The organism is Rossellomorea sp. RS05 (assembly GCF_039822645.1).
Lineage (GTDB): Bacteria > Bacillota > Bacilli > Bacillales > Bacillaceae_B > Rossellomorea > Rossellomorea marisflavi_B.
In genome coordinates this window covers 41,898-66,842 of record NZ_JBDKWY010000011.1, presented here as the reverse complement: position 1 = coordinate 66,842, position 24,945 = coordinate 41,898, and the positions used below count along the sequence as shown (strand labels likewise).

Annotated in this window: 29 protein-coding genes and 1 riboswitch; of the genes, 7 read left to right on the top strand and 22 right to left on the bottom strand. The window is 49.6% G+C overall.

What is annotated here, in order from left to right; translation table 11 throughout:
* Positions 1-125: 125 nt before the first annotated feature.
* Positions 126-488, top strand: a complete 363-nt coding sequence (locus ABJ225_RS20485) for a DUF2500 domain-containing protein (RefSeq protein ID WP_238283512.1) — start codon at positions 126-128, stop codon at positions 486-488.
* A 50-nt stretch (positions 489-538) separates the two neighbouring features.
* Here ABJ225_RS20485 and ABJ225_RS20480 read toward each other — a convergent pair whose 3' ends face one another.
* From ABJ225_RS20480 to ABJ225_RS20445, 8 genes are all read right to left on the bottom strand, one after another.
* A complete protein-coding gene (locus ABJ225_RS20480) occupies positions 539-994 on the bottom strand; it encodes a threonine/serine exporter family protein (RefSeq protein WP_053428867.1) in 456 nt (151 codons plus the stop codon).
* 20 nt (positions 995-1,014) lie between these two features.
* Entirely contained in the window at positions 1,015-1,776 is a 762-nt protein-coding gene (locus tag ABJ225_RS20475) for a threonine/serine exporter family protein (RefSeq protein WP_347321484.1), read from the bottom strand.
* 53 nt (positions 1,777-1,829) lie between these two features.
* Positions 1,830-2,483, bottom strand: a complete 654-nt coding sequence (locus ABJ225_RS20470; protein WP_347321483.1) for a DedA family protein — start codon at positions 2,481-2,483, stop codon at positions 1,830-1,832.
* Between the two features lie 109 nt (positions 2,484-2,592).
* Positions 2,593-3,186, bottom strand: a complete 594-nt coding sequence (thiT, locus tag ABJ225_RS20465; RefSeq protein ID WP_079514638.1) for an energy-coupled thiamine transporter ThiT — start codon at positions 3,184-3,186, stop codon at positions 2,593-2,595.
* A gap of 61 nt (positions 3,187-3,247) precedes the next feature.
* A riboswitch (TPP riboswitch) is annotated at positions 3,248-3,352 on the bottom strand.
* A 54-nt stretch (positions 3,353-3,406) separates the two neighbouring features.
* Positions 3,407-3,736, bottom strand: a complete 330-nt coding sequence (locus ABJ225_RS20460) for a hypothetical protein (RefSeq protein ID WP_053428871.1) — start codon at positions 3,734-3,736, stop codon at positions 3,407-3,409.
* A 169-nt stretch (positions 3,737-3,905) separates the two neighbouring features.
* On the bottom strand, positions 3,906-4,721 hold the full coding sequence (locus ABJ225_RS20455; protein ID WP_053428872.1) for a ZIP family metal transporter: 816 nt from the start codon (positions 4,719-4,721) through the stop codon (positions 3,906-3,908).
* A 131-nt stretch (positions 4,722-4,852) separates the two neighbouring features.
* Positions 4,853-6,484 (bottom strand): hypothetical protein, encoded by a 1,632-nt coding sequence (locus ABJ225_RS20450; RefSeq protein WP_347321482.1) that lies wholly within the window; start codon positions 6,482-6,484, stop codon positions 4,853-4,855.
* Between the two features lie 2 nt (positions 6,485-6,486).
* Positions 6,487-7,272 carry an ABC transporter ATP-binding protein gene (locus tag ABJ225_RS20445; protein WP_317948790.1) on the bottom strand — a complete coding sequence of 262 codons (786 nt, stop codon included), beginning with the start codon at positions 7,270-7,272 and terminating at the stop codon, positions 6,487-6,489.
* 138 nt (positions 7,273-7,410) lie between these two features.
* Here ABJ225_RS20445 and ABJ225_RS20440 point away from each other — a divergent pair, with 138 nt between their 5' ends.
* Positions 7,411-8,253, top strand: a complete 843-nt coding sequence (locus ABJ225_RS20440; protein ID WP_148985957.1) for an STAS domain-containing protein — start codon at positions 7,411-7,413, stop codon at positions 8,251-8,253.
* A 298-nt stretch (positions 8,254-8,551) separates the two neighbouring features.
* Here ABJ225_RS20440 and ABJ225_RS20435 read toward each other — a convergent pair whose 3' ends face one another.
* Both ABJ225_RS20435 and ABJ225_RS20430 read right to left on the bottom strand, forming a co-directional pair.
* Entirely contained in the window at positions 8,552-11,290 is a 2,739-nt protein-coding gene (locus tag ABJ225_RS20435; protein ID WP_347321481.1) for a GTP-binding protein, read from the bottom strand.
* 238 nt (positions 11,291-11,528) lie between these two features.
* Complete coding sequence (locus ABJ225_RS20430) at positions 11,529-12,719, bottom strand: MFS transporter (protein ID WP_347321480.1); 1,191 nt, start codon at positions 12,717-12,719, stop codon at positions 11,529-11,531.
* On the opposite strand from ABJ225_RS20430, the gene ABJ225_RS20425 reads away from it, so the two are divergent.
* The 3 genes from ABJ225_RS20425 (at position 12,712) to ABJ225_RS20415 (ending at position 14,709) form a co-directional block, all read left to right on the top strand.
* The gene (locus tag ABJ225_RS20425) at positions 12,712-12,960 is read left to right on the top strand and encodes a hypothetical protein (protein WP_056532602.1); all 249 of its coding nucleotides are present in this window, start codon (positions 12,712-12,714) and stop codon (positions 12,958-12,960) included. The genes ABJ225_RS20430 and ABJ225_RS20425 overlap by 8 nt on opposite strands.
* A gap of 70 nt (positions 12,961-13,030) precedes the next feature.
* Complete coding sequence (gene pxpB, locus ABJ225_RS20420; protein ID WP_347321479.1) at positions 13,031-13,732, top strand: 5-oxoprolinase subunit PxpB; 702 nt, start codon at positions 13,031-13,033, stop codon at positions 13,730-13,732.
* Positions 13,729-14,709 (top strand): 5-oxoprolinase subunit C family protein, encoded by a 981-nt coding sequence (locus ABJ225_RS20415; protein ID WP_347321478.1) that lies wholly within the window; start codon positions 13,729-13,731, stop codon positions 14,707-14,709. The genes pxpB and ABJ225_RS20415 overlap by 4 nt, the downstream gene beginning before the upstream one ends.
* Positions 14,710-14,749: 40 nt before the next feature.
* Here the strand turns inward: ABJ225_RS20415 and ABJ225_RS20410 are convergent, their stop codons facing one another.
* The 5 genes from ABJ225_RS20410 to ABJ225_RS20390 form a co-directional block, all read right to left on the bottom strand.
* The gene (locus tag ABJ225_RS20410; protein WP_048007545.1) at positions 14,750-14,947 is read right to left on the bottom strand and encodes a YwbE family protein; all 198 of its coding nucleotides are present in this window, start codon (positions 14,945-14,947) and stop codon (positions 14,750-14,752) included.
* A gap of 26 nt (positions 14,948-14,973) precedes the next feature.
* Positions 14,974-15,204: an excisionase family DNA-binding protein gene (locus tag ABJ225_RS20405; protein WP_053428880.1), complete on the bottom strand. Its 231-nt coding sequence runs from the start codon at positions 15,202-15,204 to the stop codon at positions 14,974-14,976.
* Entirely contained in the window at positions 15,188-16,585 is a 1,398-nt protein-coding gene (gene rlmD / locus ABJ225_RS20400) for a 23S rRNA (uracil(1939)-C(5))-methyltransferase RlmD (RefSeq protein WP_347321477.1), read from the bottom strand. Before rlmD ends, ABJ225_RS20405 begins: the two co-directional genes overlap by 17 nt.
* 62 nt (positions 16,586-16,647) lie before the next feature.
* On the bottom strand, positions 16,648-17,004 hold the full coding sequence (locus tag ABJ225_RS20395) for a hypothetical protein (protein ID WP_318340611.1): 357 nt from the start codon (positions 17,002-17,004) through the stop codon (positions 16,648-16,650).
* Positions 17,004-17,309, bottom strand: a complete 306-nt coding sequence (locus ABJ225_RS20390; protein ID WP_053428883.1) for an antibiotic biosynthesis monooxygenase family protein — start codon at positions 17,307-17,309, stop codon at positions 17,004-17,006. Before ABJ225_RS20390 ends, ABJ225_RS20395 begins: the two co-directional genes overlap by 1 nt.
* Before the next feature lie 246 nt (positions 17,310-17,555).
* Here ABJ225_RS20390 and ABJ225_RS20385 point away from each other — a divergent pair, with 246 nt between their 5' ends.
* Positions 17,556-17,903 (top strand): hypothetical protein, encoded by a 348-nt coding sequence (locus ABJ225_RS20385; protein WP_318340610.1) that lies wholly within the window; start codon positions 17,556-17,558, stop codon positions 17,901-17,903.
* Positions 17,904-17,989: 86 nt separating this feature from the next.
* On the opposite strand, the gene ABJ225_RS20380 is transcribed toward ABJ225_RS20385, so the two are convergent.
* The 6 genes from ABJ225_RS20380 to ABJ225_RS20355 form a co-directional block, all read right to left on the bottom strand.
* Entirely contained in the window at positions 17,990-18,904 is a 915-nt protein-coding gene (locus tag ABJ225_RS20380; protein WP_048007539.1) for a diacylglycerol kinase, read from the bottom strand.
* Between the two features lie 167 nt (positions 18,905-19,071).
* Complete coding sequence (locus ABJ225_RS20375; RefSeq protein WP_347321476.1) at positions 19,072-19,869, bottom strand: arylamine N-acetyltransferase; 798 nt, start codon at positions 19,867-19,869, stop codon at positions 19,072-19,074.
* 138 nt (positions 19,870-20,007) lie between these two features.
* Positions 20,008-20,388: a helix-turn-helix domain-containing protein gene (locus tag ABJ225_RS20370; RefSeq protein WP_056532582.1), complete on the bottom strand. Its 381-nt coding sequence runs from the start codon at positions 20,386-20,388 to the stop codon at positions 20,008-20,010.
* A 157-nt stretch (positions 20,389-20,545) separates the two neighbouring features.
* Entirely contained in the window at positions 20,546-21,112 is a 567-nt protein-coding gene (locus tag ABJ225_RS20365) for a thioredoxin family protein (RefSeq protein WP_056532578.1), read from the bottom strand.
* Positions 21,113-21,530: 418 nt separating this feature from the next.
* The gene (locus tag ABJ225_RS20360) at positions 21,531-21,689 is read right to left on the bottom strand and encodes a hypothetical protein (RefSeq protein ID WP_156450566.1); all 159 of its coding nucleotides are present in this window, start codon (positions 21,687-21,689) and stop codon (positions 21,531-21,533) included.
* A complete protein-coding gene (locus ABJ225_RS20355) occupies positions 21,661-22,059 on the bottom strand; it encodes a DUF4257 domain-containing protein (protein WP_160140957.1) in 399 nt (132 codons plus the stop codon). Before ABJ225_RS20355 ends, ABJ225_RS20360 begins: the two co-directional genes overlap by 29 nt.
* A gap of 131 nt (positions 22,060-22,190) precedes the next feature.
* Here ABJ225_RS20355 and ABJ225_RS20350 point away from each other — a divergent pair, with 131 nt between their 5' ends.
* Positions 22,191-22,346 (top strand): hypothetical protein, encoded by a 156-nt coding sequence (locus tag ABJ225_RS20350; RefSeq protein ID WP_156183310.1) that lies wholly within the window; start codon positions 22,191-22,193, stop codon positions 22,344-22,346.
* A gap of 1,167 nt (positions 22,347-23,513) precedes the next feature.
* Here the strand turns inward: ABJ225_RS20350 and gatB are convergent.
* Positions 23,514-24,944 carry an Asp-tRNA(Asn)/Glu-tRNA(Gln) amidotransferase subunit GatB gene (gene gatB / locus ABJ225_RS20345; RefSeq protein ID WP_048007534.1) on the bottom strand — a complete coding sequence of 477 codons (1,431 nt, stop codon included), beginning with the start codon at positions 24,942-24,944 and terminating at the stop codon, positions 23,514-23,516.
* Position 24,945: the final 1 nt, after the last annotated feature.

The window sequence follows — 24,945 nt, the reverse complement described above, 5'->3', positions numbered from 1 at the left end:
CGATATCTTTTTCGTCACCCCACTCATTCCACCATCCGATAAAGACCAAAAGAATCCTGAATGAAACTTTCTTAGCGCCGTTTCCGTATACCATTTTATCGTGCAACTTATAAGGGGGAGAAGCTATGGGCGAGACAGGCGATATCATGTTCGACGTCGTGCCGGTCCTAGTAGGAATAGGTTTCGTCGTTATATTAGGTGTTATCTTGATTCAGGTTTTCAAAGGTGTGGGCGAATGGAGTAGGAACAATCAGTCTCCGCGCCTGTCATCCAGGGCCGAAGTCGTGTCGAAGCGGACAGAGGTTCACGGCGGCGGCGGAGATTCGCGGGCACACACCAGCTATTACATGACATTTCAAGTGGAAAGCGGCGATCGGATGGAGATGCACGTCAAGGGCCCAGAATACGGCATGCTTGCAGAAGGTGACGAAGGACTCCTCACCTTCCAGGGCACTCGCTATCTCGGTTTCGAAAGGAAAAGCGAATAAGTAGGAAAAGAGGGTGCCGCGACTGGCACCCTCTTCTTCTCTATAATGTTTCATCTCATCCTGCGCGCAGAGGAACTGAGCTTTGCGTTTCGGATCACCTGATTGATGACCTCGGAGAAGACGAGACCGATTGCAATCGACCCTGAGATCATGAATGCTTTGGCTGCGAGGTTCATGGCCATATTGTAATCATTCTGGACAAAGTTCCTCATGGCATCATAAGCGATGCCCCCCGGAACAAGGGGGATGATCCCGGCAACACTGAAGATGATTACCGGGGTTTTGTACATCTTGGCAAATATCTGCGATACCACCGCCACGACGAACGAAGCCGCAAGCGTCGCAATGACGGTATCGATTTCAAAGGTGAACAGGACGATATAGATCATCCATCCGAGCATCCCGACGATGCCGCATTTGAACAGCGATTGCTTCGGAGCATTGAAGATGATTCCGAAAGCGGCAGCCGAAATGAAGCTCGTCACCATATGTTCAACAACAAACATCACTCTTCATTCCCCTTCCGTTACAACAATGTGAAGACAACCGCAACCCCGCCACCGATGGCGAACGCCGTCAGAAACGCTTCTGCCCCTTTGCTCAGGCCGGATACAAGATGACCTGCCATCAAATCCCTGACGGCGTTGGTGATCAACAGCCCCGGTACCAAGGGCATGACGGAGCCGATGACGATTTTATCCAGCTGATGCCCGATACCTGACTGGACAAATCCAAAGGCAAGCATGCCGATGATCAGACTGGCCAAGAACTCGGAGAAGAACTTGATCGGTACGACCCGTTGGAAATAGATCAGGCAGATGTAACCGACACCGCCCGTAATGGCTGCCGGTATAAAGTCATTCCAGGATCCAAGGAACATGATCAGGAAACAGCCGCTCGCAATGGTGGCTGCCAGGAGCTGAGGCTTGAACGGATAGGAAAGATCCGATTCATCCAGCTTCTCAAGCGCATGAAAGGCCTCTTCCACAGACAGATGCCCTTTGCTGATCTGCCTGGAGAGGCTATTGACGAGCGTAACTTTCTCAAGGTCCGTGGAGCGCTCGTTGATCCTGATCAATTTGGTCTTGGTCGGTTCTTCTGTTTCAATTGAAAAGATGATACCCGTGGGCGTCACATAACTGTGGGATTCCTTGATCCCGTAGGAGGCTGCGATCCGCATCATGGTATCTTCCACCCTGTACGTTTCAGCACCGCTTTGCAGCATGATTTTCCCTGCAAGGAGGCATACCTCCATGATATCGTATCTTCGCATCATTTTTGCTTCCATAGAATCTCTCCACACGATTGATTTAAGAATAGGTTTAGTTTAAAGGAAAGGAATTATGTTCGCAATGAGGACTCATCATCGTTCTTTATCGAAGAGGGTCCGCCGTCTGTGACGGAACTTTTTTTCCTGAGGGGCTTCCACTTCCATTTATAGAGGACATATACGACCGTGGCAGCGATGATAGCGCCGATCACGAGGTTTTGATAATGATCGATTGTACGCATGACGGTTTCAGGATCTCCTCCGGAAAATTTCCCGAAACTGAGAAGGAGGAAGGTGGAGGGCGTGATCCCTAGCATGGTGAGGAAGGAATAGAGTTTCACATCCATCTTGGACATCCCTGCAACAAACGGGACGACATTCCCCAGATGCAGAGGACTCGCGATCGCCACGCTCCAAATGCCATACTTCGTGAACTGATCCTGTGCAGCCCGAAGCTTTTGCCTGCGTTCAGGGCTGAGGCGTGCCTCCACCCTTTCACCGAGCTTATAACTAAGGAAGTAAGGGATATAGCTCCCTAAGACGTAGAGGGCACTTCCTGCAACGGAGACGAAAAAGAGCTCAAGCCACGATAGTTCCAACAAGAACCCGACGGTCACGATGAATAACGTACCTACAAATGGGAAGGCACTCCCTTCGATGAAGAGGGAGAGGAGAATCCCCCACAATCCCCAATCCTGGGCAGCCTCCAGCATATATTCCGTCATGATCACCCCTCCTTCCATAGTCCTATTCCTGTTCATTTACCCCTGCTCTCCCCAAGCGAAACCCCCGCCAGCACAATAGAAAAAGACCGGCCTCAGCCGATCTTCACACTCACGCAGCTTTACGATTGACGGAACGTCCATCCTCGACTTTGACAAGTCGGGGTGCTGTAGCCACCAGCGCGCATAAAACAATGGCGCAAAGGATTGCCGAACCGAGCATCGAAGCTCCGTTGGCAGCAAATGAAAACAGAACCGGCGATAGGTTATCCGGCGCCAAATATCCGAAGAAGAACACACCCGCAATGAAATGCCAGAAATAACGGGCCACGCTTCCGACCAAAATAGCGAGAAGCATCCAACTCAGCAGCCCCTTCTTCCTCCCATCGCGCACAGCGCTCTGGATCCGGTTGCTGAATAGTCCAGCCCCACCGATGAAGGCGAAAGCCACGAAATACTCAAGGAAGACCTGTACCGGATGAACGACCCAGGCTTCCCCGAGGGCGACCTGTAACAATCCCCAGATGAACCCGGCCAGGGTGGCAGCCTTGAAGCCCCTTCTGAATGCCAACAGGAAGATCGGCACCATGGCCACATTGAATGAAATCGACGGTGTGAGCTTGATGGATGGAATCAGATCGACCACGACGGCCAGGGCCGCCATGATCGCCACTTCGATCAAGACGATGAGCTTCATATTCTTCATAAAAAAAATCCCCCTTTTCTATGAACGAAACCATTAGGGAGAATGCATGTACAACAAGGCAGAAAACTACCTTCCACATCCCTACGCTAGTGCTAACTAACAGGTTCAAAGGGTCAGAACGGATCAACCGTTCACTCTCAGCAAAAAAGCTCCCCTTGTGGTTACGTTTATGAAATTGATTACCTGTCCATTATAACGGAAGAGCGGGAAAAGGGCAAAATCATTCCGGTGCAGGCTCCAACGGATCATGACGGATGAAGATCGGCATGGCTTTCGGAGTGACCATGAAGCCATAGCGCTTCCCCTCCCCGTCTTTATACGCTACGGAGTAGTCGCCGAGCTGCGGGGAATATTCGACTGAATCATAGGATAATTTCAAATGCTCATACTTAAAGTTGATATACACGTTGGTCGCGATGCGCGCTGTGACGTGCTGTACTCCAGGAATCTGGTTTGCTGTCACGAAAAGGATTGCAACCAAAAGAATGCTCAGTGTCTTCTTCGACTCGGCGATCAGCTTCATTCCATCCCCTCCAACCAGTTCTTTCATACTAATGAATCCCTTTATAGTATAGTATAAAAGAATCTGAATGATATGACAAAAAGATTCACCGATAATAGGACTTTTGACTCTTTTTACAGATAGTCCGACATCATTCGTGGTAAAGCGACCCTGACAAGCACGTAAAAAGCACCCTGAATTTTCAGGGTGCTCTCTCTCAACCCAACGACACGTCCAGGATCATCATGACCACAAACCCCGCCATCAGACCCAGGGTGGCGAGATCCGTGCTACCTGAAGATTGGGATTCCGGTATCAATTCCTCGACAACGACGAATATCATGGCCCCTGCCGCGAATGCCAGGGCATACGGAAGGAGCGGTTGGATCATCAGCACGGCCGCTGCTCCGATGACTGCTGCAATGGGCTCTACGATGGCAGACATCTGACCGTAATTGAAAGCCCGCCTTCGGGACATCCCTTCGCCTCTGAGAGGGATGGATAATGCGGCCCCTTCCGGCATATTCTGAATCCCGATTCCGATTGCAAGACCGATGGCCCCGATCAGGGTCGCATCGCCAAGGCCGAGTGCCGCAGCCCCGAATGCCACTCCGATGGCAAGGCCTTCCGGAATATTATGAAGCGTGATGGCAAGGAATAAGAGCGTGGATTTCTTGAACTTCGTCGGTGGTCCCTCCGCCTTTTCCGATGCATTCCCGAGATGCAGATGGGGGACGACAAAATCCAGGAGTCGGATGAAAAGTCCTCCAAGAAGGAAACCGACTGCCGGTGCAAGCCACGGAATCTGCCCGTTCTGCTCGCTGAATTCGATGGATGGAGCAAGAAGGGACCAGAAGGACGCTGCAATCATGACCCCCGCAGCAAAGCCAAGCATCATATTCAATGTATGTTTCTCAATCTTTCTGAAAAAGAAGACCGCAGAGGCCCCCAATGCTGTAAGTCCCCAAGTCACCGTTCCTCCGAAAAGCGCCTGTAGAGCAGGATTAAGTCCGCCTAACCAATCAAGGAACATGAAGCTCTCCCCTTTCGTCCTCTATCATCATTCCCTTTTCGACGTTACCCATTCTTCCCTATGTATATGCCTATAGCTTCAAATGGTGTTATACGAATGAATTTCCGCGCATGGCAAAAAGCCGGAAACGCCTAAAGTCGTTCCGGCTCATTTCGACCGTTGATCAGCCATTTCCAGCAAACAAGATTGACCGCAGTGACAATCACCGCATACCCATAGATCCCAAAAGGTATCTTGAGTACCAGGTAATGCAGACCCGCCAGTGCTCCCCCCACGAAGAAGAAGGGGATGATTTTAAGGGTTTCGCTCTGGGCCATCCCCTCGAAACTTTCTGAAAAAGGAAGAACCCGATTCATCCACAGGCTGCATAGGACCGTCGTGATACACACAACCATGAAGATGACGAAAAGATCCGGTATGATTACAGGCCCATAGAGGAAGATGCATGCAAGGGTCAGAATCATGTATATCGGCAGAAACAGCTTCACAAGGAATGCTTTCAATGTCCCTCTGTAGACCAAGTCCACCCGTGTCACGGGAGCCACCCTGTAGATCCAGGACCCTTTATGCCTTCCGGAATAGTTCAGCATCATCACGACGGACGGGGCAACGATGAGACTGGCATAGACAGCCAGATATGATTTACTTCCAGGAAGATCCGAGATGGAAAGGTCTGGCCTTGTGAAAATAAAGAGAAACGGGAGGATCAGGGCGAAGCCCAATGAAGGATAGACTTTGAGCTTGAAATCCCTCTCCGTCCTCATCATTTTTTGGGCAAATCGGTAAAACGCACGTTCCTCCTGATTCCGGCAAAGCAACTTAAGGAAACGATCACTTTTCACCCTCCTCTTCCTTCCTCCAGCTTGGGCCGAGAGCTTATGAAGATTGCGCTCGAACTGGGGAAGTGCCTTGATGTAGATGACCAGTGCGGCCAGGGGAACCAGCACGAAGAGAATGGTCATGATCAGTACCACTTTGGAATGATTCCCGTTGAGGACGTATTCAAACGGTGCACCGAACCAAAGGGGCGGAATCAGCACCGTCCACCACTCCGGTGAAAAAGAAACATTCACATCCACGAGATCAAACGCCCTTGCCGCCAGCTGATAGGCTATCGCAATCCCGACAGAGAGACCGATCTGGACATAATTGATCATATCCTTCAGCTTCTCACCATCAAAAAACTTCAGAACATAATAATACATCAGAGCCGTCATGGCCAGGATGAGAAGATCGAGAAGCACGATACCAACCAGGAACAAAAGGAAAAAGATAAACCCATTCAAGAAGAACGAAGCCGCAAGCGGAATGACCGTCAGTGCTCCGGTCAGGAAGAACAGGTAAAAGAATACATGTAAAGCCTTCGCCATCGAGATATCCTTCCGCTGGACCGGTTTGGTGAAAAGGATCGTGGAATCGCGCACATCGAGGATCACGACCGAAAAATCCGAGATCATCGATGTGCTTGTCATGAAGAAGATGACGGAGAATATCAGCGTCATTTGAAACAGATACATATCCCCAAAGAACAGGATCGGAAGCAGGATCAATCCATATAAGGCATACACCCAGAGTGATTTGATGAACCGATTCCCGTCCTTTTCATTTTTCACCTTTCCCTGCTGGAAGATGGTGGGCACCCTCCTGCCGTCCATGGTCCACTTCATCTGGAGGATCTTGCGGATGACAGGATAATCAAAGCCGAATATTGCGAACAAACCCTTGAATGCATCAAGGACCTTCAGGGTCGGAAATGTCCTCATCACTACACTCCCCTTACGACCGAAACGATCTCAGACGCCGTTTCCTTATGCTCGGTGAAGCCAGTCAGCTGATTGAATATTTCCTCGAGGGAACCTTCCAGATTTTGATTCTTCAACTCTTCAAAACTTCCATTCGCTGCGACCGTCCCTTGATGAAGCAGGATGATGCGACTGCTGATCTTCTCGACAACATCCATGATGTGGGAGGAATAAAAAATCGTCTTGCCCTCCGTAGCAAGCTGCGCCAGTAGTTCTTTGAAGATCATCACGGAATTGGCGTCGAGGCCATTGATCGGCTCATCTAGGAACAGGATATCCGGATCATGAAGGAGACTCGCAATAATGAGGGTCTTCTGTTTCATGCCCTTTGAGTAGGATGCAATCCTGGAATGATACACCTCGGACAACCCGAAGAGGCTCATCAGCTTTTCCGCTTTTTCATCCGCTTCGACCGGGGCCATCCCATACAGCTCTCCACTGAAGGTCAAGTATTCCTGTGCCGTGAGATTATCGTACAGGTCTGCAAGTTCAGGCACATACCCTATCCTTTTTTTGTATTCAACCGACGCAGAGGTGATTTCTTCTCCGAACAGCCTCACTGAGCCGGCATCATATTCTTCAAGTCCGAGGATGATTTTAACTGTTGTACTCTTACCGGCCCCATTCGGACCAATGTAGCCGATGATCTGCCCGGGGAACACATCAAGGTCTACACCTTTTAATACTTCTTTTCCATTGTAGGCTTTCTTCAGTTGATGCAATGAGAGGATTGGTTGATTCGTTTCCATGCTATACTCCTTTACTTAAACAGTATCTTCCAATGGTAACATATATCCATCTCCATTTCTTTTCCTCCTGCACCATTCATTGACAAAGACTTACATTCGATAGACAATGAGTAGAGAAGATTTGCGAAGGAGAGCCTTATGACGACACATTCACTAGCACTATATGAGTATCTGAACGAAAATGCCTATCATTTCACTGAGGAATGGGCCGCCCGCCAACGCGTGAAGTACGGCTCCCATTATTCCGCCGAGGCACCCCAGGATGTCCAGGAGCGGGTGAAAGAGCAGAATGCGACTTACGCCAGGCTCTTGGCCAAATGCCTGATCCGCCCAGAAGAAGAGATGAAGGAAGCGATTGATGAGTGGACGAAGAAAACGGCTGCCGATCGCAGCCGCTCTACCACCACCCTTGATGAAGTGGTAAGGAATTCAGCCGTCTTCAGGAGAGTCTATTGGAACTTCGTCAAAAAATTCGTCAACGAGTCCGGTCTTGAAATCGGTGTTGCTGAAGTCTTCCAGTGGGAAGAACAACTGAACAGCTCACTAGACTACGTACTTGAACGCTTCACTTCCCATTATTTGACGTATATCATGGACAGGCTTCAAGCCCAGTCTGATCTCATCAATGAATTGAGCTCGCCCGTCATCTCCCTGACAGATGAAATCGGCCTCCTTCCCCTCATTGGCGATATCGATACAGCCAGGGCAAGGAGCATACTGGAAGGAACGCTTCAGCAGAGCTCACAATCTCAGCTCTCCACCCTGATCATCGATCTTTCCGGTGTCCTTCTCATCGACACGATGGTCGCACAGCAGCTGTTCCATCTGGTGGATGCCCTCAACCTTCTCGGCGTGAAATCGATCATGACCGGGATCCGCCCCGAAGTGGCCCAGACAGCGATCCACCTTGGACTGGACTTCTCGGAAGTGCGCACGGAGAATTCACTGAAACGGATCATGACGTCCATCTTTGCCACATAAAAAGAGGGTAGGACAAAAGTGATCATACAATGACGAACAATAGCAGTGTAGATTTTTAATACCGCTCATGATTTCCGTGCAAGACTTCGCTTTCCGCGGGTAGCCCGCCAGCCTCCTCGGCAAGCCTGCGGGGTCTCACATCAGCTACAGGAGTCTTCGTCTTGCGCTCCGATCAACCGCTGGAAACAATGAAATAGTAATGTTCTTTACATAACTTAAAAACCCGAATTCATTTGCCTTATCGCAAGCAAGTTAATTCGGGTTTTACTATGACTAAAACAGTTTCGTGACAGCTTTTTTATCGGGAATACTTTTGAGAAGGCTGATAGCTTGCCTTCATCATATATTCATATTGCAGGAGTTTCACTTCGAATAAAGTGATCGGGTCGAAATATCTTTCGGGATCCGCCTTTATTTCGCTCAGAAGTTCCTTGTCCTCCATGATTTCCCCTTCTGTCCCTTTGATGGTCAAAGAGAGCTGGTGGAAAGGTTGTGCATAGAAGGAGCGGATATCCTGTTCCAACGATTTCTCGAACAGATCGAACTGCAGGAAGAATTTCGTCACTACGGATTCAGTAATATCCCCGTAGTCCTCATTCTCCAGGTATCGCTTGTACTGATTGTATAGCAGCGTCTTGTTCTGAGGCAGCACGCCCAAGAGCTTCCCGGCACTCTTCAACAGGAACTGGGCAGGCTTGAAGCGGAGGAGGATATTTTCCTTATCGATCTGCGCCCTCGTCCCCATGCGGCTTACATCCCTTCTCCAGTCGTCGAGCACCTGATCATCACATTGAAGGACGACTCGCTCTTCCCCGAACAGACCATTGAAGGTCGAACTCATTTCATAGAGATACTCTTGGCTTTCCTGCAGTTCATGCTTCGATGCTGCCAGCCATCCCTGAAGGGAATCGAGGTATCTCGGCATGAGGTCATTCTGGAGATATTCCTGTATCCTTGTATTCATCGCTTCATTGAGCTCGGTATGGATATTCTTATAGTCACTTTCTTCGTTGATCAGCTCGGAGCATTTATGCAGGATATTCGGAATTTCCGTCCTGATTTCCTTTTTGACCGCTTCTTTGCGCTCGTGGAAGGAATCTTTGATCAGGGCAATCTTCTCTCCCTGCATATCACCGAGATGATTGTGGAATCCATTCAGACGTGACAGGATGTCTTCATTTTTCGCAATGCTTTCTTTCAAGGCGATTTCTTTATTCTTGCGGATCGAATACAGATCCTTCAAGGTTTTACGCACGAGGTAGAAGAGCTTCGTCCCTCTCTCTGCTTTGATATACGCAGGACTCACATCATAATGACGGGTCATGAATGCTTCTACACCTGTACGCTGGATGGAAACGGCCTCAAGGGACGAATACGGCAGCACTTCCGCTTCTGGGAACCACTCCTTCGCCTTCCGTTCCACGGACTCAATCACATCATCGGGATGTACCCCTACCTTATCCATTTTGTTCAACAGGAAGTTGATCTTGACGGGCTGATCGATTTCCTGCAGTCTGCGTAGCACTTGACGATCCTCGGCATTGAACGGCGCCTCGGCATTCAGTACATACAGCAGTCCATCTGCCACCGGATAGAACGAAGCAAGATCATCCTGATGCCTTTGTCCTGCCTGGACATCAATGAGGACGGCACTGTTTTTCTTCAGGAAGTCTGAAGGGATCTTGTACTCGACAAACGCTTCCCTGTGCATCACCTCTTCGAAATCAGCGATGCTCTCCACGCGGCGGACGCCTTCTCCATGAATTTCACTTACTTCGACAGGCTGATCATGATAGGTGTAGACCACCGTTGAACCTTCTGATTCCCCGATACTCTCACCGAGGACAGACTGCACAAAGGAAGACTTCCCGCTTGAGACGCTTCCTGCGACGACGATATGGTTCCTGCTATAATCCATCAACTGCTCGGACATCCACTTTGTCTTATAGCCTACAGGTACACGATTCGATTCGGACCAAGCCATGATCCTGTTAAGGAAGAGGAGGACATCCTCGAAGCGGGCATCTTCTGCCGACTCGATGAGCAGCGCCTCGGCTTCTTCCGCAACCCCGGGCTCAAGGGAATACGAGAACACATCGTTCCATGCAAGAACGGCAGAAGCCGCAAGCAGGGATGACCCTGCACGGCTCACTTTGAGCCAGTTTGTTACAAGACCAGGCATGAAGGGTTGCAGATCATGGATCAGATGACCGCTCTCCATGAAGCCGTTGAAGGATTCCTTATAAAGGGAAAGGATATCATCCCACGATTCATGGTTCTCGATCTGCACGTATTCAAAAATGGTATTGATTGTCTGCATCCACTCGATATGCAGTGCAGGTTCCACCTTGTAGCTGTTCCAGAATGCTGCAACAAGTCCCCTGAACTGCCTTGAATCGCTCTCATAGGAAGCGATGAGGAGGTCGTGGAAGTACGCAGGGGCAAACGATGTGATGTACCCTTTGACCGCGTATTCCTCGAGAACGGAAAACCATTTGCCGTCCTTCGTGCGGAGCGCTTCCCTCACTGCAAGCTCGATGGCATTATTCCAATCCTGCTGGCCCTCGTAGAATGCACGGGCAATCGAGGAAACATTGGGATAGTCCGGATCGATGCCGAGTGCCTTCTCGATGACGCGGTATGCTTCCTGAGTCTTCTCCCGTTCGATATAAAGGGAGAATAATTGCAGGGATACCTCCATCGTCAATACGGCTCCGTCGGTTTGGATGGCGGTATACACATCTTCGGCGGAAGAAAGCATCCCGAGCTCATAATAAGCATCGGCAATGTTTTTCTTCGCCCAAGGCTCACGCTCGTTCTGAACGCTTTCCCACTTGAAGATGGCCGCTTCATAATCCTTGCAGTGGAAATAGACTTCCCCTTGCGCAAAGCGGATATCGGTCAGGTCATAAGGCTCATTCTTCTGTTCTTCGACGAAGGCAGCACCCAGGACCTCGATGGGATGAAGATTCCTTCCGGTATCCCCTGTGAATGTTTCATGGAATGTTTTTTCCATTAGCAGTTTTTCTTCTGTCATAATATCCTCCGTTAAATGCGGAACCAACAATCCGCAGACTGATCTATTTCTATCATTCTAACAGAATTTCACCGTGATAAAATGTCATTTCCTTTTCATTTTGCGAATGGTCCTTTGTACCATGGTCGCATAGACCTTCATTCATTACAGAACAAAGGACTATCCACTTCCAATGGCGGCATCACCGCATTGAAAAGGGATAGTCCTATCATCATACCACTGTCGTGCGACCCGTAAACTAGGAGGCCGCCTGATGAACCAATTTCTTCTTCCTCCCGTGGAAAATCGCGATAAAAAAGGCAGCCAAGAGGAAAATGCTTGAGATCTGGAACAAGATCCCGATCTCGATATACTGTGCCAATACACCGAAGACCAACCCGCTCAGCCCGATCCCGAGATCGATGGATGAGAAGAACATTCCATTCGCGACGCCGCGCCTATGCTCCGGCGTCAACGACAGCGTCCAGGATTGAAGCGTCGGGATCAAGGAACCGAAACCGATTCCGAATAAAACGCCTGCAATGGAGATCATGACATCCGAATGGGCATAGGAGAGCACCCACATTCCGATGAACGTCACAGCGATGCAGAACAGGACAAGCCCCTTCGGCCCCCTCTGATCAAACCATTTCCCCGCAATCGGTCTAGAGAGCGACGCCAGGATGGCATTGAAGAGGTAGAACAGGAAGATATGATCGATGCCCCGTTCGTCTCCGAATATCACGATGAATGTCACGATCGTGCCGTAGCCGAAGGTGATGACGATCGTGATGAAAGCCGGGAACCAGCTCGACTTCTCAATAAGGGAATCCCGGTATGAAAAGGTCAGGTTCTCTTTTTTCGTCTCCTTGACGACCTTCGGGGTCTGATAGCGCACAACCGCAAGCAGGAGAACCGCAATGAGCCCCAGTATGCCGGAGGTGATGATCAGATTCGTGAAGGTCGTAACCTGGTAAAGATAGATTCCAAGACTCGGGGCGATGATCATGCCGATCGTGATCGACAGCCCGTAATAGCCCATCCCCTCACCAAGCCTTGATTTCGGCACCACATCAACGGCCGCGGTGCCATTGACCGTCGTCGACCACCCCCACACCAGACCGTGAACGAACCTGAACAACAGGAAGATCAGGACGACGCTGGATAGGGGGTAGATGATCGTGATGGCGAGGAGCATGGCCGCTCCCCCCAATACGAGGGGCTTCCTTTCTTTATACCCAAGCATGAAACCGATGAACGGACGGCTGAGGACCGCACCGAGGGAAAATAATGTTGTGACCAGTCCGATTTCAAAACCCGAGGCCCCAATCGATTTGATATAGGGCGGAAGCGTCGGGATGAGCATCTGGAATGACATGAATACAAACAGGTTCCCTACCATCAGCATCACAAAAGATCGTGTCCACAGGGGATCTTTCACAGTGATCATAGAAACCCTCCTCTCTTCTAACAACCTTGATTCTGATTTCGTTACGCCGGGGAGGCTGGCCTTTGCCGTAAAAGAAACCACTGCATATCCCCTTACCCAAATAGGTAAAGATCGCCGTCCCTTGCGATACGAGTATTTCGAATTACTAAATAATAACACAAAGTCGCATGAAGATGGCGCTTTTATAAGGAAAGTTCGGATTATTCACTTTTTCAAGGAGCCTGCGGGCGTTCTTCGTTGAAATGACTGGCCATTCTACTATAATGAGAGTCAGATAAGTTTAAACTTTCAAACATAAAGGAGGATGACATGTGGATTATTCCTTACGTCCCTTGGGAGATCATGCCCTCGTCATCGAGGCCGGTCCCTCAATCGATCACGCTACCCATGTGAAGGTCAGGAGCATCTGCTCTGCCATCGAACGGGCAGACCTCTCCTGGATGACTGATATCGTACCCGCCTTCACCACGGTCACACTTCACTACGATCCTACGAATCTGGACGATCCGGGCCGACTCCCTTACGAAACAGCAATGGATATAATACATATGATCCTTTCTTCCACCCCTCTTCAAACCGATAAGGAGCCGAGGACAATCGAGATTCCGGTATGCTATGGGGGCGACTTCGGACCGGATTTGGAGTCTGTGGCAGAGTGGAATGCCCTGACTCCCAAAAAGGTGATAGAGTTGCACTCCGCCTCTCCTTACCTGATTCATATGATCGGTTTTTCCCCCGGGTTTCCATATCTCGGCGGCATGCCTGAAGAAATCGCGACTCCGCGAAGAAAGGAACCGCGCCTCAGGGTTCCGAGTGGCTCTGTCGGCATCGCCGGAAGCCAGACAGGCATCTATCCCCTGGAAAGCCCCGGCGGCTGGCAGCTAATCGGCCGGACACCCGTCGCTCTGTTCGACACTCAGGCTTGTCCGCCCGGCTTGTTACAGGCAGGCGACCGCCTTCGATTCAAAACCATAACCGCTGAAGAATACAAAGAAATGGAGGCCAACCGATGATCGAAGTCTTAAAACCGGGATTACTGACGACCATACAGGATCTAGGGAGAGGGGGGTTTCAGCAATTCGGCGTTTCAGTAAGCGGCAGCATTGATCCCTTGGCCCATAAAGTGGCAAATTTATTGGCGGGTAACGACATCGATTCAGCGTTGATTGAAATCACCCTTACAGGACCTCATCTGCGTTTCCACGGGCAGACCCTCCTCTCCATTTGCGGTGCCGATCTCTCCCCAACCATCAACGGGGTCCAACAGCCGCTCTGGAAGCCGCTTAAAATAGAAGAGGGGGACATCCTAGGATTCGGCATCCCGAAAGAAGGCTGCCGTGCCTATCTGGCCGTTGCCGGAGGGATTGAAGTACCCGAGGTGATGGGCAGCAAGAGTACCTACCTACGGGCAGGGATCGGGGGCTACAGGGGCAGGGCCTTGCAGAAAGGGGACAGACTGACCGTCGGGACTCCATCATGTCTTTCCATAAAAATGGGGAACGCGCTCACCAGGAACCCCACGACGGATTGGTCTATCCCCCATGAGCTCATCGATCACTCTCGTTCGCGGACAATCCGCATCATGCCGGGAAATGAGCATGGCCAATTCCAAGAGGAAAGCCGGGAGGCACTTTTCAATCAATCCTACACAGTGTCTCCCCGGTCGGACCGGATGGGCTGCCGCTTATCGGGACCCGCCCTTCAGACCGAAACTCACCAGGATATGATTTCTGAAGCCGTCACAACCGGGACCATCCAAGTACCTCCTGACGGCCAGCCCATCGTCCTCCTTGCCGACCGGCAGACCACAGGGGGATACCCAAGGATCGCCGAGGTCGCTTCCATCGATTTGCCGCGGGTCGCCCAGGCGAAGCCAGGCGATGAATTGAGATTTGCCCACATCACCCACGAGGAAGCCCAGAGGCTGTATCTCCGGCGTGAAAGGCTGCTAAGAGAACTCAGACAAGGAGTCTCCCTGAAATACGTGTGAAAACAGCAAAAGCGCCCTTCAAAACGAAGGACGCTTTTGTTTATTCCGTTATGATCTGTTTCACGCGGCCCACTTGTCCGTCTTGCAGGCGGACCTTGATGCCGTGCGGATGCTGAGGCGAGTTGGTCAAGATATCTTTGACGATCCCCCTGGTCAACGCACCGGAGCGCTGATCTTTCTTCAAGACGATATCCACTTCGATACCCGGTTTGATATTCACACGCTGTTGTCCGTTCATGTTCACTGCTCCTATCTTAGGACCTGTCAGTCCTCGTCTTTCACATCAGGGTCTTCCGGTATCGGCTCATTCCAATACTCGGCAAGCTGACGCTTCATCTTCTCCATCTGTTCAAGATGGTGGGTGAATTGCTCTTTATTGATCAAGTACCGCTCTCCATCATGTACAGCCCGTACCTTCCGTTCAAGGATGAGGCTTTCGATATAGGCGACTGGGAGGGAAAGATACTCTGCTGTTTCTTCAATCGTCAGATACATGGGGGTCCCCTTCCCATTCAATACGCGCGACGGCTTCGCAATGCATCGTTTGCGGGAACATATCCACAGGCTGTACCTCTTTCGTCCGGTAGCCACCTGCTTCAAGGATCTTCAGATCCCTTGCCAGGGTGGCGGGGTTGCAGGACACGTAGACTACCTTCTTCGGCTTCATGGAAAGAATGGTGTTCAAGAGTGCTTCATCGCAGCCTTTACGTGGCGGGTCCACGACGAGGACATCGGCTTTGATGCCCTTCTCATACCAGGCTGGAATGACGACTTCGGCGGGTCCTGCCTCGAATTCTACATTGTCCATCCCGTTCAACGCTGCGTTCTTCCGGGCGTCCTCGATGGCCTGAGGGACGATTTCCACTCCATATACCTTCTTTGCCTTCTGTGCGAGGAATAATGAAATGGTCCCGATTCCGCAGTAGGCATCAATGACCGTTTCTTCTCCCTGAAGATCGGCATATGCCAAGGCCTGATCGTAAAGGACCTTCGTCTGCTCAGGATTCACCTGATAAAACGACCTTGCCGATATGGCGAACTTCACATCCCCGATGCTGTCGTGAATGACTTCTTCCCCCCACAGTACCCGGGTATCATCTCCCATGATCACATTCGTCCGTTTGCCGTTCACATTATGGACGATGGATTTCAGACCGCTGATTGACTGGGTGAGCCCCTTGATCAGCTCCTCTTTATGGGGAAGGGCTTTGGTACGCGTGACAATGACCACCATGACTTCACCCGTGGTGAATGCCGTCCTCGTCATGATGTGGCGGAGGACACCCTTATGAGACTGTTCATTATAAGGCTGGACACCGAGGTCTGCGCATAGATCCTTCACCTTCTGGATCACTTCATCATTCTTCTCGTACTGGATGATACAGTGATCCATATCGATGATTTCATGGCTTCGCTTTTGATAGAATCCGGCCACCAGTCTGCCGTCTTGAAGCCCGACGGGTACCTGAGCCTTGTTCCGGTAGCGCCACGGCTCTTCCATTCCGAGGACGGGGTGGACAGGGAGATCACGGAGTTTCCCGATCCTCTCGAGCACATCGCGGACGTTCTTTTCTTTTGCCTGAAGTTGCCCTTCATACGTCATATGCTGGATTTGGCATCCGCCACATTCCGAATAGATCGGACAAGGCGGCTCCTGCCTGAAGGGACTGTCAATGTGTCTCTCAACCAGTCGCCCGAAGCCGAAGCCTTTTCCGACCTTCACGACTTTGACACGACCGGTTTCGCCGGGTAGGGCGTCCGGAACGAAAATCGGGAACCCATCCACTTTGGTTACGCCATTGCCGTCATGGGTCAAATCCTCGAAATGCGCCTCTTCGATATATTCATTTTTAGTAATGGGTGCTATTCTTTTCATGTCGATCTTCCTTTTCAGATTTCATTCCATGATTGTACCATAAACACGTCTCCGGGACGAAATCAGGAAGGGGTTTCACACTGTTCCCCCTGACGGATGGACCGGATGGCTGCCTGCAGATAGGAAGTGAAGCGACTGTCCCCTTCCCCTTCTTCGATCGCTTCATGGATACAGACGAAATTATCGATCAGATGGTCTGGTTTCATGCCTCTGCTCACCAGGACGCTGTTCAACCAAATGGCGTAGTCGACGAAAATTTTCTCTTCCCCCACATCCGCAGCCGCCTGGAGATAGTTGAAATGGTGCACATTGTCTTCCCTGCACTTTCTCCGTCCTTCTTCCCCGAATCGATCCTGCAGTTCAGGGTAGCGCTTATATAGCTTTTCCACGACGTTATCAATCAAGAGCTGATTTTCCATCAGTACGCCACCACCTTGAACTTATCAATGGACGGAACGATGGCTGCAAGCCCCTGATCCGGGTATTTCTTCTCGAGCTCATGGATCCTCTTGAAATCTTCCCCCTGGACCCACGTCATGAAATGTTTCTTTGTATCCCACTCCATATGTACTGTAATTTCCCCAGACTTCTTCTCATTTTGTAAAAGAAGGAAGCGCTGAAAACCCTCCGCCTGATCGACCAGTCCGGAACGCTTTTGGTAGATGGAGATGACTTCATCGGCTTTTTCCGGCGGAACATTGAATGTTGAATGAACGATATACATGGCCCTCACCCTTTCATGGCTCATAGGTCGTGCTTGTTTCATCCACTGTACCACACGAGGTATTAGTCAGGAAACAATTCCTATTGACCAGAAGCCGGATTTACGAGAATATGAGGGCGATGAACCCCTTTCCCCCGGGCTTTTCAGTGGAAAGTCTGTCAATTCCTGACTCGTTTACCTTTGTCGATCATGGGGAAAGGTGGTAGGTAGAAACCAGCATCGTGCCGGAACAAAGTAGGAGATACTATGAATGAAGAATTTCTTGTGAATATGATATTGATCATGAACGTATTGATCGGGGTGTTCCTCACCCTGAAGACCCGCAGCTGGTGGCTCCCATACATACTGATAGCTCTGACATTCCTCGTCCTGACCTTCGGATTCGGCGTGTCACTCCTAATGAAATCGGAAACCATACTCGCCTACCTTTTCGTTTTCGTAGTCAGCCAGCTTATCTGGGTTTTCTTCTACGTCATGGCCGCCCATATCCTTTCGTGGGTCGTCCGGAAGGTCCCTCTTCGCCACAAGCAGCAGATCGGATGGATCTTTCTGATTGGCTTCCCCGCCGTATTTTACCTGGCCATCCTCAAGTAGAAGCAACGCGGATCGCGAACAAAAAAACCGGATACCATGCATTTCAATTGAAATCGCAATGGTCATCCGGTTTTTTTAATCCTTCATCACAGCGCTTTGTCTTCCGGTCGGATCTTATCCAACGGGACAAACACCTGTAGATGGCGGTAAAGATTCTCGAATTCGGCAGGAAGCACTCCACCGAGCTCGCCATCTACGTTCAGCTGTACCTTTTCCTTTGCCTTGATCTTGATACGATTGGCCTGCGTATAAATCACATGCGGATCCTTGACATGATCCCCTCGGAGGGCCATGGAAGCAATCCGGATGAATTCTGCCAGATTGGTCTTTTTCAGGATCAGCAAAGAGAATAATCCATCATTGATGGACGCATCAGGGGCAAGCTTTTCGAACCCGCCGACTGAATTCGTCAGACCGATCAAAAACAGCATCGCTTCGCCTTCGAATAGCTTCCCGTCATACTCGATCGATACATCGGTCGGCTTGATGGAAGGGAGCATTTCGATGCCTTTCAAGTAATAGGCAAGCTGTCCGATCATCGTCTTCAGCTTGCTCGGCACTTCATATGTAAGCTCCGTGATCCTTCCGCCGCCTGCGATATTAATGAAGTAGCGATCATTCATACGACCGATATCAACCGGTATGGACTCGCCCTTCGTGATGATATCGATGGCAGAGCTGATATCTCTCGGGATATGGAGGGCCCTGGCAAAATCATTTGTCGTTCCCATAGGGACGATCCCAAGCTTAGGCCGGTAGTCCTGTTCGGCAAGTCCGTTCACGACTTCATTGAGCGTACCGTCCCCGCCTGCTGCCACCACGATATCATAACGTCGCTCAACGGCGATCTGGGCGGCCTTGGTCGCATCCCCTTCACAGATCGTTGCATGGACAGAGGTTTCATAACCTGCCTGTTCCAGCTTGATCAGCACTTCGGCAAGATGCTTCTTGAAAAGCTCCCTCCCGGAAGTAGGATTATATATAATTCTTGCTCGTTTCATCCATCATCATCCTAATCTTATTTGAATTCCATTAGTCTGTCCGTTCCCACTAGTACCATCATACACATATACGTCCGAAATATTCATTTGGGCATCTGACCCGACGCACAATATCATACCTCTTTTCAAAAGAAAAATCTAATGAATTGTCAATGTGTGGAGGATTGTCACGGAAAAAGATCGATCTTCCTGTCTTCCAGGAATCGGATGGAATCACGGAGCGCCAAGGAATCGAATTGATACACTTCCTGGATGATTTCCTTCCATTTTTCAAAGTCCTTCATTTGATATTCGCGGATATTCCGGTAGGTCATGACCTTCAAGGATCGGTTCCTGAGGAAGTAGCATTGATTGCCCTGGAAGCGGACCGCCGTGATCCTCCTCATTGTGACATTATCGTCCGTATCGGCATAGGAAGCTCCAATGTCCGGTACAAGCTCTTCCTCATCAAGGGGCACCCATTCGATCACTTTTTTCACGAAGGTCTTCCCGTTGGAGCGCCTGTCGATTTCGAACTCCACGTGATCCTTCTTCGAGAAGATGATTTCTTCACCGAATCCATGGAGGATATGCTTTTGTCTGGACTCAAGCTCGATCGGCTTCATGATGGGGGATCCATACCCCACATCGACATATAGTTTCCTGCCGTCGATGGAGACCATCAGGCCGAGATGGCCGGGATTGACACGTACAAAACGACATTCAAACCCGAGACGCGTCAGAAGCCTGCCAAAGTTGATGTTCAAGGTGAAACACGTCCCTCCCCATCCCCTTGAATGGAGATTGTCCACAAAGGTGTCCAGGGACGGTACGTACGTCTCGCCTGAATAGAAATAATGAAATTTACTGAATGTCTCATAAGGGATCTTCAGAAGATGCTGGCCGATGAGGCGCTGGAGATAATTGAGCGTCGGCTTTTCTATTTTCATATGTAAAAATTGCACATAGCTTGCTACTGCATCCATCCTATCACTCTTTCTGCATAATCATTTCCTTCAGGGCAGTAACCCCTTCCCTTCATGATAAAGGATTTTGCCCCTGGATTCCCATTACGAAATTGTTTCAGTAGGTTCACGGTAGCAAAAAAGCGGCCATCCGGCCGCTTAATTCCTGGTCCCTTCCGACATCTGCTTCACGTTCCGGTCAACGGTTTTGTTCAGGTCGGGGGTGAATCCATTCTTCATTCGTTGATTCTCTTGTTGGAAATAGGCTTTGACTTCGTCATCGAATTCAATCTCGATGAGATCCCGCAGATCCGTGATCCTGAGGGCGATCATGATGGAAACAAGATGAGCGACAGTGAGGGACTTTTTCTTAAAGTTGACCAATTCATTGATCGTTGCCACACGCAACCCCGTCAAACGGTGAAGGTCTCCCTGTGTCAACCCTCTTTCCTTCAGGATGTCTCCCAATTTTATGTGAATTTTATGGGGAAATTTATTCAGTGACTCAATCACGATTGAATTTGTCTTCTGGTGGATCACAATGCTTCAACTCCTCATTCATAAACATCTTACCGTGAATGTCAGTGCTCGTGAACCGGCAAAAACTACCAATATATGAGGTACTAATTACCATTACCCCATGTATTCGTATCCAAAACAAAAAGGTACGGTTTTCCCATACCTTTTGTCATCTTTTTTACATGAGGATGCTCTGAACGAGGCTTGTTTTCAAGCTATCATAAACTTCCTGCCAGATGGTCCTATCTGTTGAGTAAAGATTCCCCAGTCGTTGAATCATCTCTTTTTTCCTTAATGGGAAGTCCTCATGATCCCTTGGAGGCAGTTTGGCGTTCTCATCATCTACGACTTTCTTCACCATAGGAGCCCTCGGTCCCCAAACCATGCGTTCCTTTCCTTCTTCATCAATAAAGATGAAAATCGGAATCGAACGTGACGTCCCATTTGTTAGGTACTGATCCATGAGTTCGAGGTTTTCATCCCTCAGAATCATCTTCACCTCGATATTCGCTGCTTCAGCAAGCTTAAGGAGGATCGGAATATTGACCATGGCATCTCCACACCAATCTTCTGTAATGGCGATCACTTTAAGGGAATGCTCCCCGATCCGCTCCAGCAGCTCCCGGTCCTCTTCAGGGATCGAGAACTTCTCGAGGATCGAAGCCGTCCGTTCTTTGTTTTCCTTCATATATTCTAAATAGGCGTCCGATGACATCGCCTTTTGATACCACTGCATCAAGTCCATAACATGTTCCTCCTTCAGCCGGCATAGCGAGAAATAAATTGTCTCATTATGCCTATAAGCATATAATATAAGAAAATGCGAGATAAGGGTAGATTTATTATTGTCCGGTTCACTTTTGTTCACATGTAGACAGTATTCGAGTACTGCTCTATTTTTCTAGGGGTCCAGGAAAATATTCTCACCCTTTTCCCCACCATTCATACCAAATTACGGTAAAAACACCTTGACATAACAATGTCCATCCACTACATTTATTTTTGTCGACACCTGTCATTCCGATCCAGGCGAAAAAAAAAGAATAGCGCGTGGCTACCCCGATTTTCGGTACTCCAGAGGGTGAATGGGTCAAGAAGAGAAGTATCCCCGATACATCTTTCCTGTACAGAAAAAAAGCTGACTCATCGTCAGTGGTTGATTCTCACACATTTTGAGACTTCCCTAATATTTGTGCCACTTTTTTGTAGTAGTAGTTCAGCTCGACCAGGTTATCTGCCTCCTTCAGCCGTTCTAGATACTGCTGGGCTTTGGCATACTGCTCGGGTGGCAGCTCAACCTTGATTCTTTTGTTCTTCCACATCGTCAACAGGTTTCACCTCATTATGATTTGAAGATCCTCCCTTAGAGGTCAGTTCGAGCTGATAATGAGATAGCTCTTGAATATAAGACGCCTTCGTCTCTGCAAGATTTTGTTCGATTTTTCGCGTGATGACGGAACTTCCCCCGATTCCCGATAATAAACTGATATAGATGATATACCAGACCGGGACTGTATCAACAACTGGCAGCACGGATATGAATCCGGCCAATACCCCGATGATGATGTCCTTGACCGAACCAAACACATAGTGTTTCTCACCCTGGTCATCGATGAATTTCCGTGGGAAAGTGAAATGGCCATTCTTGAATACCAGGATATGCCCCAAGCCTCCAATACCACCCATCAACATTGGTAACAGAATCACTTCGATTATGGACATTCTATCCACCCTCTGGAATCATTTACTATTATTATATTTTATTTACAGAAAATTCAGAATAAGCAATTGGACGCAATTTTGTCCATCAAAGGAGCAGGAAAATGAGGAAAATCGTGATGAAAGTCTCGTCTGTCGACAAACTTCGATTCCAAAACTATATGATGCACTTAAAACGGGCAGAATCCAAGATCGAAGCCGATACGTATTACCGTCTCGCCAAGCAGATCCTCGAAAAGGCCAAACGAAACAACAAGTGATGCTGACGCATGAATTTATCGCGCTCTGACCCGGAGCTCCATAACTTGATGCGTCACCTGCACTCTACACTATCCTATTCACCCCAGACTCGTCTCATAACCCACACCTTCCCTCACCCTCACATTACACCCTAAGAAGAGTCCCAAAGATCAACATTGAGCCGCCCACCAAAAAGCCCCGCAACGCAGGGGCTTTTCAACTTGCCACATCCTAAACATTCAAACCAAGAAGGCGGCACCTTCACCTATACATAGACAGCTCGATGAAATCCATTCCCCTTCCACTCCCAAATTCAAAACCAAAAGAGTGAATTGAAATACGCTCGACTCCAGCGGAATAGGAGGAGAAGCGAGCGCCTGCAGCGAAAAGAAACGGACCCCTTCCCACTGCTCCCGAACAAAGAATTGGAAAAGAAAGCACACTGTCCTATATAAGACCAGCTGGATCTGATGCCCCCCTCCAATCCCACATTCAGAACCAAAGAGTACATTGAAGCGGAAGGTGCTTGACTCCGGCGGAATAGGAGGAGAAGCGAGACCCCGCAGGCACGAGGAGGCTCGATCTCCTCCCCACGGAAAGCAAGCGCCTGCACCGAAAAGGAACGGTCCATATTCTACCACTTACTCATAAAGAATAGGAAAAGGAAGCTCTATCCTCAAAACGACCCGCAAGATCCGATGCAATCCCCCCTCCAATCCCACATTCAGAACCAAAGAGTGTATTGAAGCGGAAGGCGCTTGACTCCAGCGGAATAGGAGGAGTGGCGAGACCCCGCAGGCACGAGGAGGCTCGATCTCCTCCCCGCGGAAAGCAAGCGCCTGCAGCGAAAAGGAACTGACCATATACTATCACTTACTTATTAAGAATAGGAAATGCAAGATCCGATGCAATCTGTCATCTTCCAATCCACATTCAGAACCAAAGAGTGCATTGAAGCGAAAGGCGCTTGACTCCAGCGGAATAGGAGGAGTGGCGAGACCCCGCAGGCACGAGGAGGCTCGACGCCCTCCCCACGGAAAGCAAGCGCCTGCAGCGAAAAGGAACGGTCCATATACTACCACTTACTTATTAAGAATAGGAAAAGCACAATAAAAAATCCGAACGACCACCATCCCCAATAAGAGGATCGCCTGTCGTTCGGATTTATCTAATAGCATATGAATCGCTTAGCGTTTCTTAATCTCCTGCAAGAGAAGCTTATTGACCATCGGCGGATTCGCCTGACCCTTAGTCGCCTTCATGATCTGGCCGACAAGGAATCCAATCGCACGATCCTTACCGTTCTTGAAGTCTTCGATGGACTGTGGATTCGCATCCAGCGTTTCCGTCACGATCTTGAGGAGGGCTCCCTCATCCGAAATTTGGACAAGCCCCTTCTCCTTCACGATCACTTCTGGATCTCCACCGTTTTCCACAAGCTCCTTGAACACTTTCTTCGCGATCTTGGAAGAAATTGTCCCCTTCTCGATCAAGCTGATCATTCCCGCAAGACCTTCAGGTGTCAAAGCGATATCGCTGAGCTCTTTTTGCTGGGCATTCAAGTAAGCCGATACTTCACCCATGAGCCAGTTGGACGCCTGCTTCGAGTCTGCACCCTTGGCGACAGTCGCTTCGAAGAAGTCGGACATTTCCTTCGTGAGCGTCAACACCATGGCATCGTATGCCGGCAGTCCCATGTCTTCCACGTAGCGCTTTTTACGTGCGTCAGGAAGCTCAGGAATCTCAGCGCGGATGCGATCCATCCACTCTTGATCGATATGAAGGTTCAATAGATCCGGTTCCGGGAAGTAACGATAGTCGTCTGATCCTTCCTTGACACGCATGAGAAGGGTTTTACCCGTCGATTCATCGAATCGGCGCGTCTCCTGCTCGATGATGCCGCCTGAAAGAAGAACTTTCTCCTGGCGAACAACCTCATGCTCAAGTCCCTTCTTGACGAAGTTGAATGAGTTCAGGTTCTTAAGCTCTGCTTTTGTACCGAATTTCTCCTGACCGATCGGACGGAGGGAGATGTTCGCATCGCAGCGGAGGGATCCTTCTTCCATCTTACAGTCGGATACACCGGTGTATTGGATGATTGATTTCAGCTTTTCAAGATAGGCATAGGCCTCTTCCGGTGTACGGATATCAGGCTCGGATACGATCTCGATAAGGGGAGTACCCTGACGGTTGTAGTCGACGAGTGAATAGCCGTCTCCTGAGTGAGTCAGTTTACCGGCATCTTCTTCAAGGTGAAGTCGGGTAATACCGATGCGCTTCTTCTCGCCGTTAACTTCGATTTCGATCCAGCCGTTTTCACCGATCGGCTTGTCGAACTGGGAGATCTGGTAGGCTTTCGGATTATCAGGATAGAAGTAGTTCTTTCGGTCGAACTTCGTATCAGTTGCGATTTCACAGTTGAGGGCCATGGCGGCCTTCATGCCGAATTCGATCGCGCGCTTGTTGACCACGGGAAGGACACCCGGGTAGCCAAGGTCGATGACATTCGTATTCGTATTCGGATCGGCACCGAAATGGTTCGGAGCCGGAGAGAACATTTTACTGTCCGTCTTCAATTCTACGTGGACTTCAAGTCCGATTATCGTTTCAAAGTTCATC

What these genes read in the sequence shown, in the direction of transcription:
- ABJ225_RS20485 (WP_238283512.1), top strand. Translation starts at nt 126, where the DNA reads ATGGGCGAGACAGGCGATATCATGTTCGACGTCGTGCCGGTCCTAGTA.
- ABJ225_RS20480 (WP_053428867.1), bottom strand. Translation starts at nt 994, where the DNA reads ATGTTTGTTGTTGAACATATGGTGACGAGCTTCATTTCGGCTGCCGCT.
- ABJ225_RS20475 (WP_347321484.1), bottom strand. Translation starts at nt 1,776, where the DNA reads ATGGAAGCAAAAATGATGCGAAGATACGATATCATGGAGGTATGCCTC.
- ABJ225_RS20470 (WP_347321483.1), bottom strand. Translation starts at nt 2,483, where the DNA reads ATGACGGAATATATGCTGGAGGCTGCCCAGGATTGGGGATTGTGGGGG.
- thiT (WP_079514638.1), bottom strand. Translation starts at nt 3,186, where the DNA reads ATGAAGAATATGAAGCTCATCGTCTTGATCGAAGTGGCGATCATGGCG.
- ABJ225_RS20460 (WP_053428871.1), bottom strand. Translation starts at nt 3,736, where the DNA reads ATGAAAGAACTGGTTGGAGGGGATGGAATGAAGCTGATCGCCGAGTCG.
- ABJ225_RS20455 (WP_053428872.1), bottom strand. Translation starts at nt 4,721, where the DNA reads ATGTTCCTTGATTGGTTAGGCGGACTTAATCCTGCTCTACAGGCGCTT.
- ABJ225_RS20450 (WP_347321482.1), bottom strand. Translation starts at nt 6,484, where the DNA reads ATGAGGACATTTCCGACCCTGAAGGTCCTTGATGCATTCAAGGGTTTG.
- ABJ225_RS20445 (WP_317948790.1), bottom strand. Translation starts at nt 7,272, where the DNA reads ATGGAAACGAATCAACCAATCCTCTCATTGCATCAACTGAAGAAAGCC.
- ABJ225_RS20440 (WP_148985957.1), top strand. Translation starts at nt 7,411, where the DNA reads ATGACGACACATTCACTAGCACTATATGAGTATCTGAACGAAAATGCC.
- ABJ225_RS20435 (WP_347321481.1), bottom strand. Translation starts at nt 11,290, where the DNA reads ATGACAGAAGAAAAACTGCTAATGGAAAAAACATTCCATGAAACATTC.
- ABJ225_RS20430 (WP_347321480.1), bottom strand. Translation starts at nt 12,719, where the DNA reads ATGATCACTGTGAAAGATCCCCTGTGGACACGATCTTTTGTGATGCTG.
- ABJ225_RS20415 (WP_347321478.1), top strand. Translation starts at nt 13,729, where the DNA reads ATGATCGAAGTCTTAAAACCGGGATTACTGACGACCATACAGGATCTA.
- ABJ225_RS20410 (WP_048007545.1), bottom strand. Translation starts at nt 14,947, where the DNA reads ATGAACGGACAACAGCGTGTGAATATCAAACCGGGTATCGAAGTGGAT.
- ABJ225_RS20405 (WP_053428880.1), bottom strand. Translation starts at nt 15,204, where the DNA reads ATGTATCTGACGATTGAAGAAACAGCAGAGTATCTTTCCCTCCCAGTC.
- rlmD (WP_347321477.1), bottom strand. Translation starts at nt 16,585, where the DNA reads ATGAAAAGAATAGCACCCATTACTAAAAATGAATATATCGAAGAGGCG.
- ABJ225_RS20395 (WP_318340611.1), bottom strand. Translation starts at nt 17,004, where the DNA reads ATGGAAAATCAGCTCTTGATTGATAACGTCGTGGAAAAGCTATATAAG.
- ABJ225_RS20390 (WP_053428883.1), bottom strand. Translation starts at nt 17,309, where the DNA reads ATGTATATCGTTCATTCAACATTCAATGTTCCGCCGGAAAAAGCCGAT.
- ABJ225_RS20385 (WP_318340610.1), top strand. Translation starts at nt 17,556, where the DNA reads ATGAATGAAGAATTTCTTGTGAATATGATATTGATCATGAACGTATTG.
- ABJ225_RS20380 (WP_048007539.1), bottom strand. Translation starts at nt 18,904, where the DNA reads ATGAAACGAGCAAGAATTATATATAATCCTACTTCCGGGAGGGAGCTT.
- ABJ225_RS20375 (WP_347321476.1), bottom strand. Translation starts at nt 19,869, where the DNA reads ATGGATGCAGTAGCAAGCTATGTGCAATTTTTACATATGAAAATAGAA.
- ABJ225_RS20365 (WP_056532578.1), bottom strand. Translation starts at nt 21,112, where the DNA reads ATGGACTTGATGCAGTGGTATCAAAAGGCGATGTCATCGGACGCCTAT.
- ABJ225_RS20360 (WP_156450566.1), bottom strand. Translation starts at nt 21,689, where the DNA reads ATGTGGAAGAACAAAAGAATCAAGGTTGAGCTGCCACCCGAGCAGTAT.
- ABJ225_RS20355 (WP_160140957.1), bottom strand. Translation starts at nt 22,059, where the DNA reads ATGTTGATGGGTGGTATTGGAGGCTTGGGGCATATCCTGGTATTCAAG.
- ABJ225_RS20350 (WP_156183310.1), top strand. Translation starts at nt 22,191, where the DNA reads ATGAGGAAAATCGTGATGAAAGTCTCGTCTGTCGACAAACTTCGATTC.
- gatB (WP_048007534.1), bottom strand. Translation starts at nt 24,944, where the DNA reads ATGAACTTTGAAACGATAATCGGACTTGAAGTCCACGTAGAATTGAAG.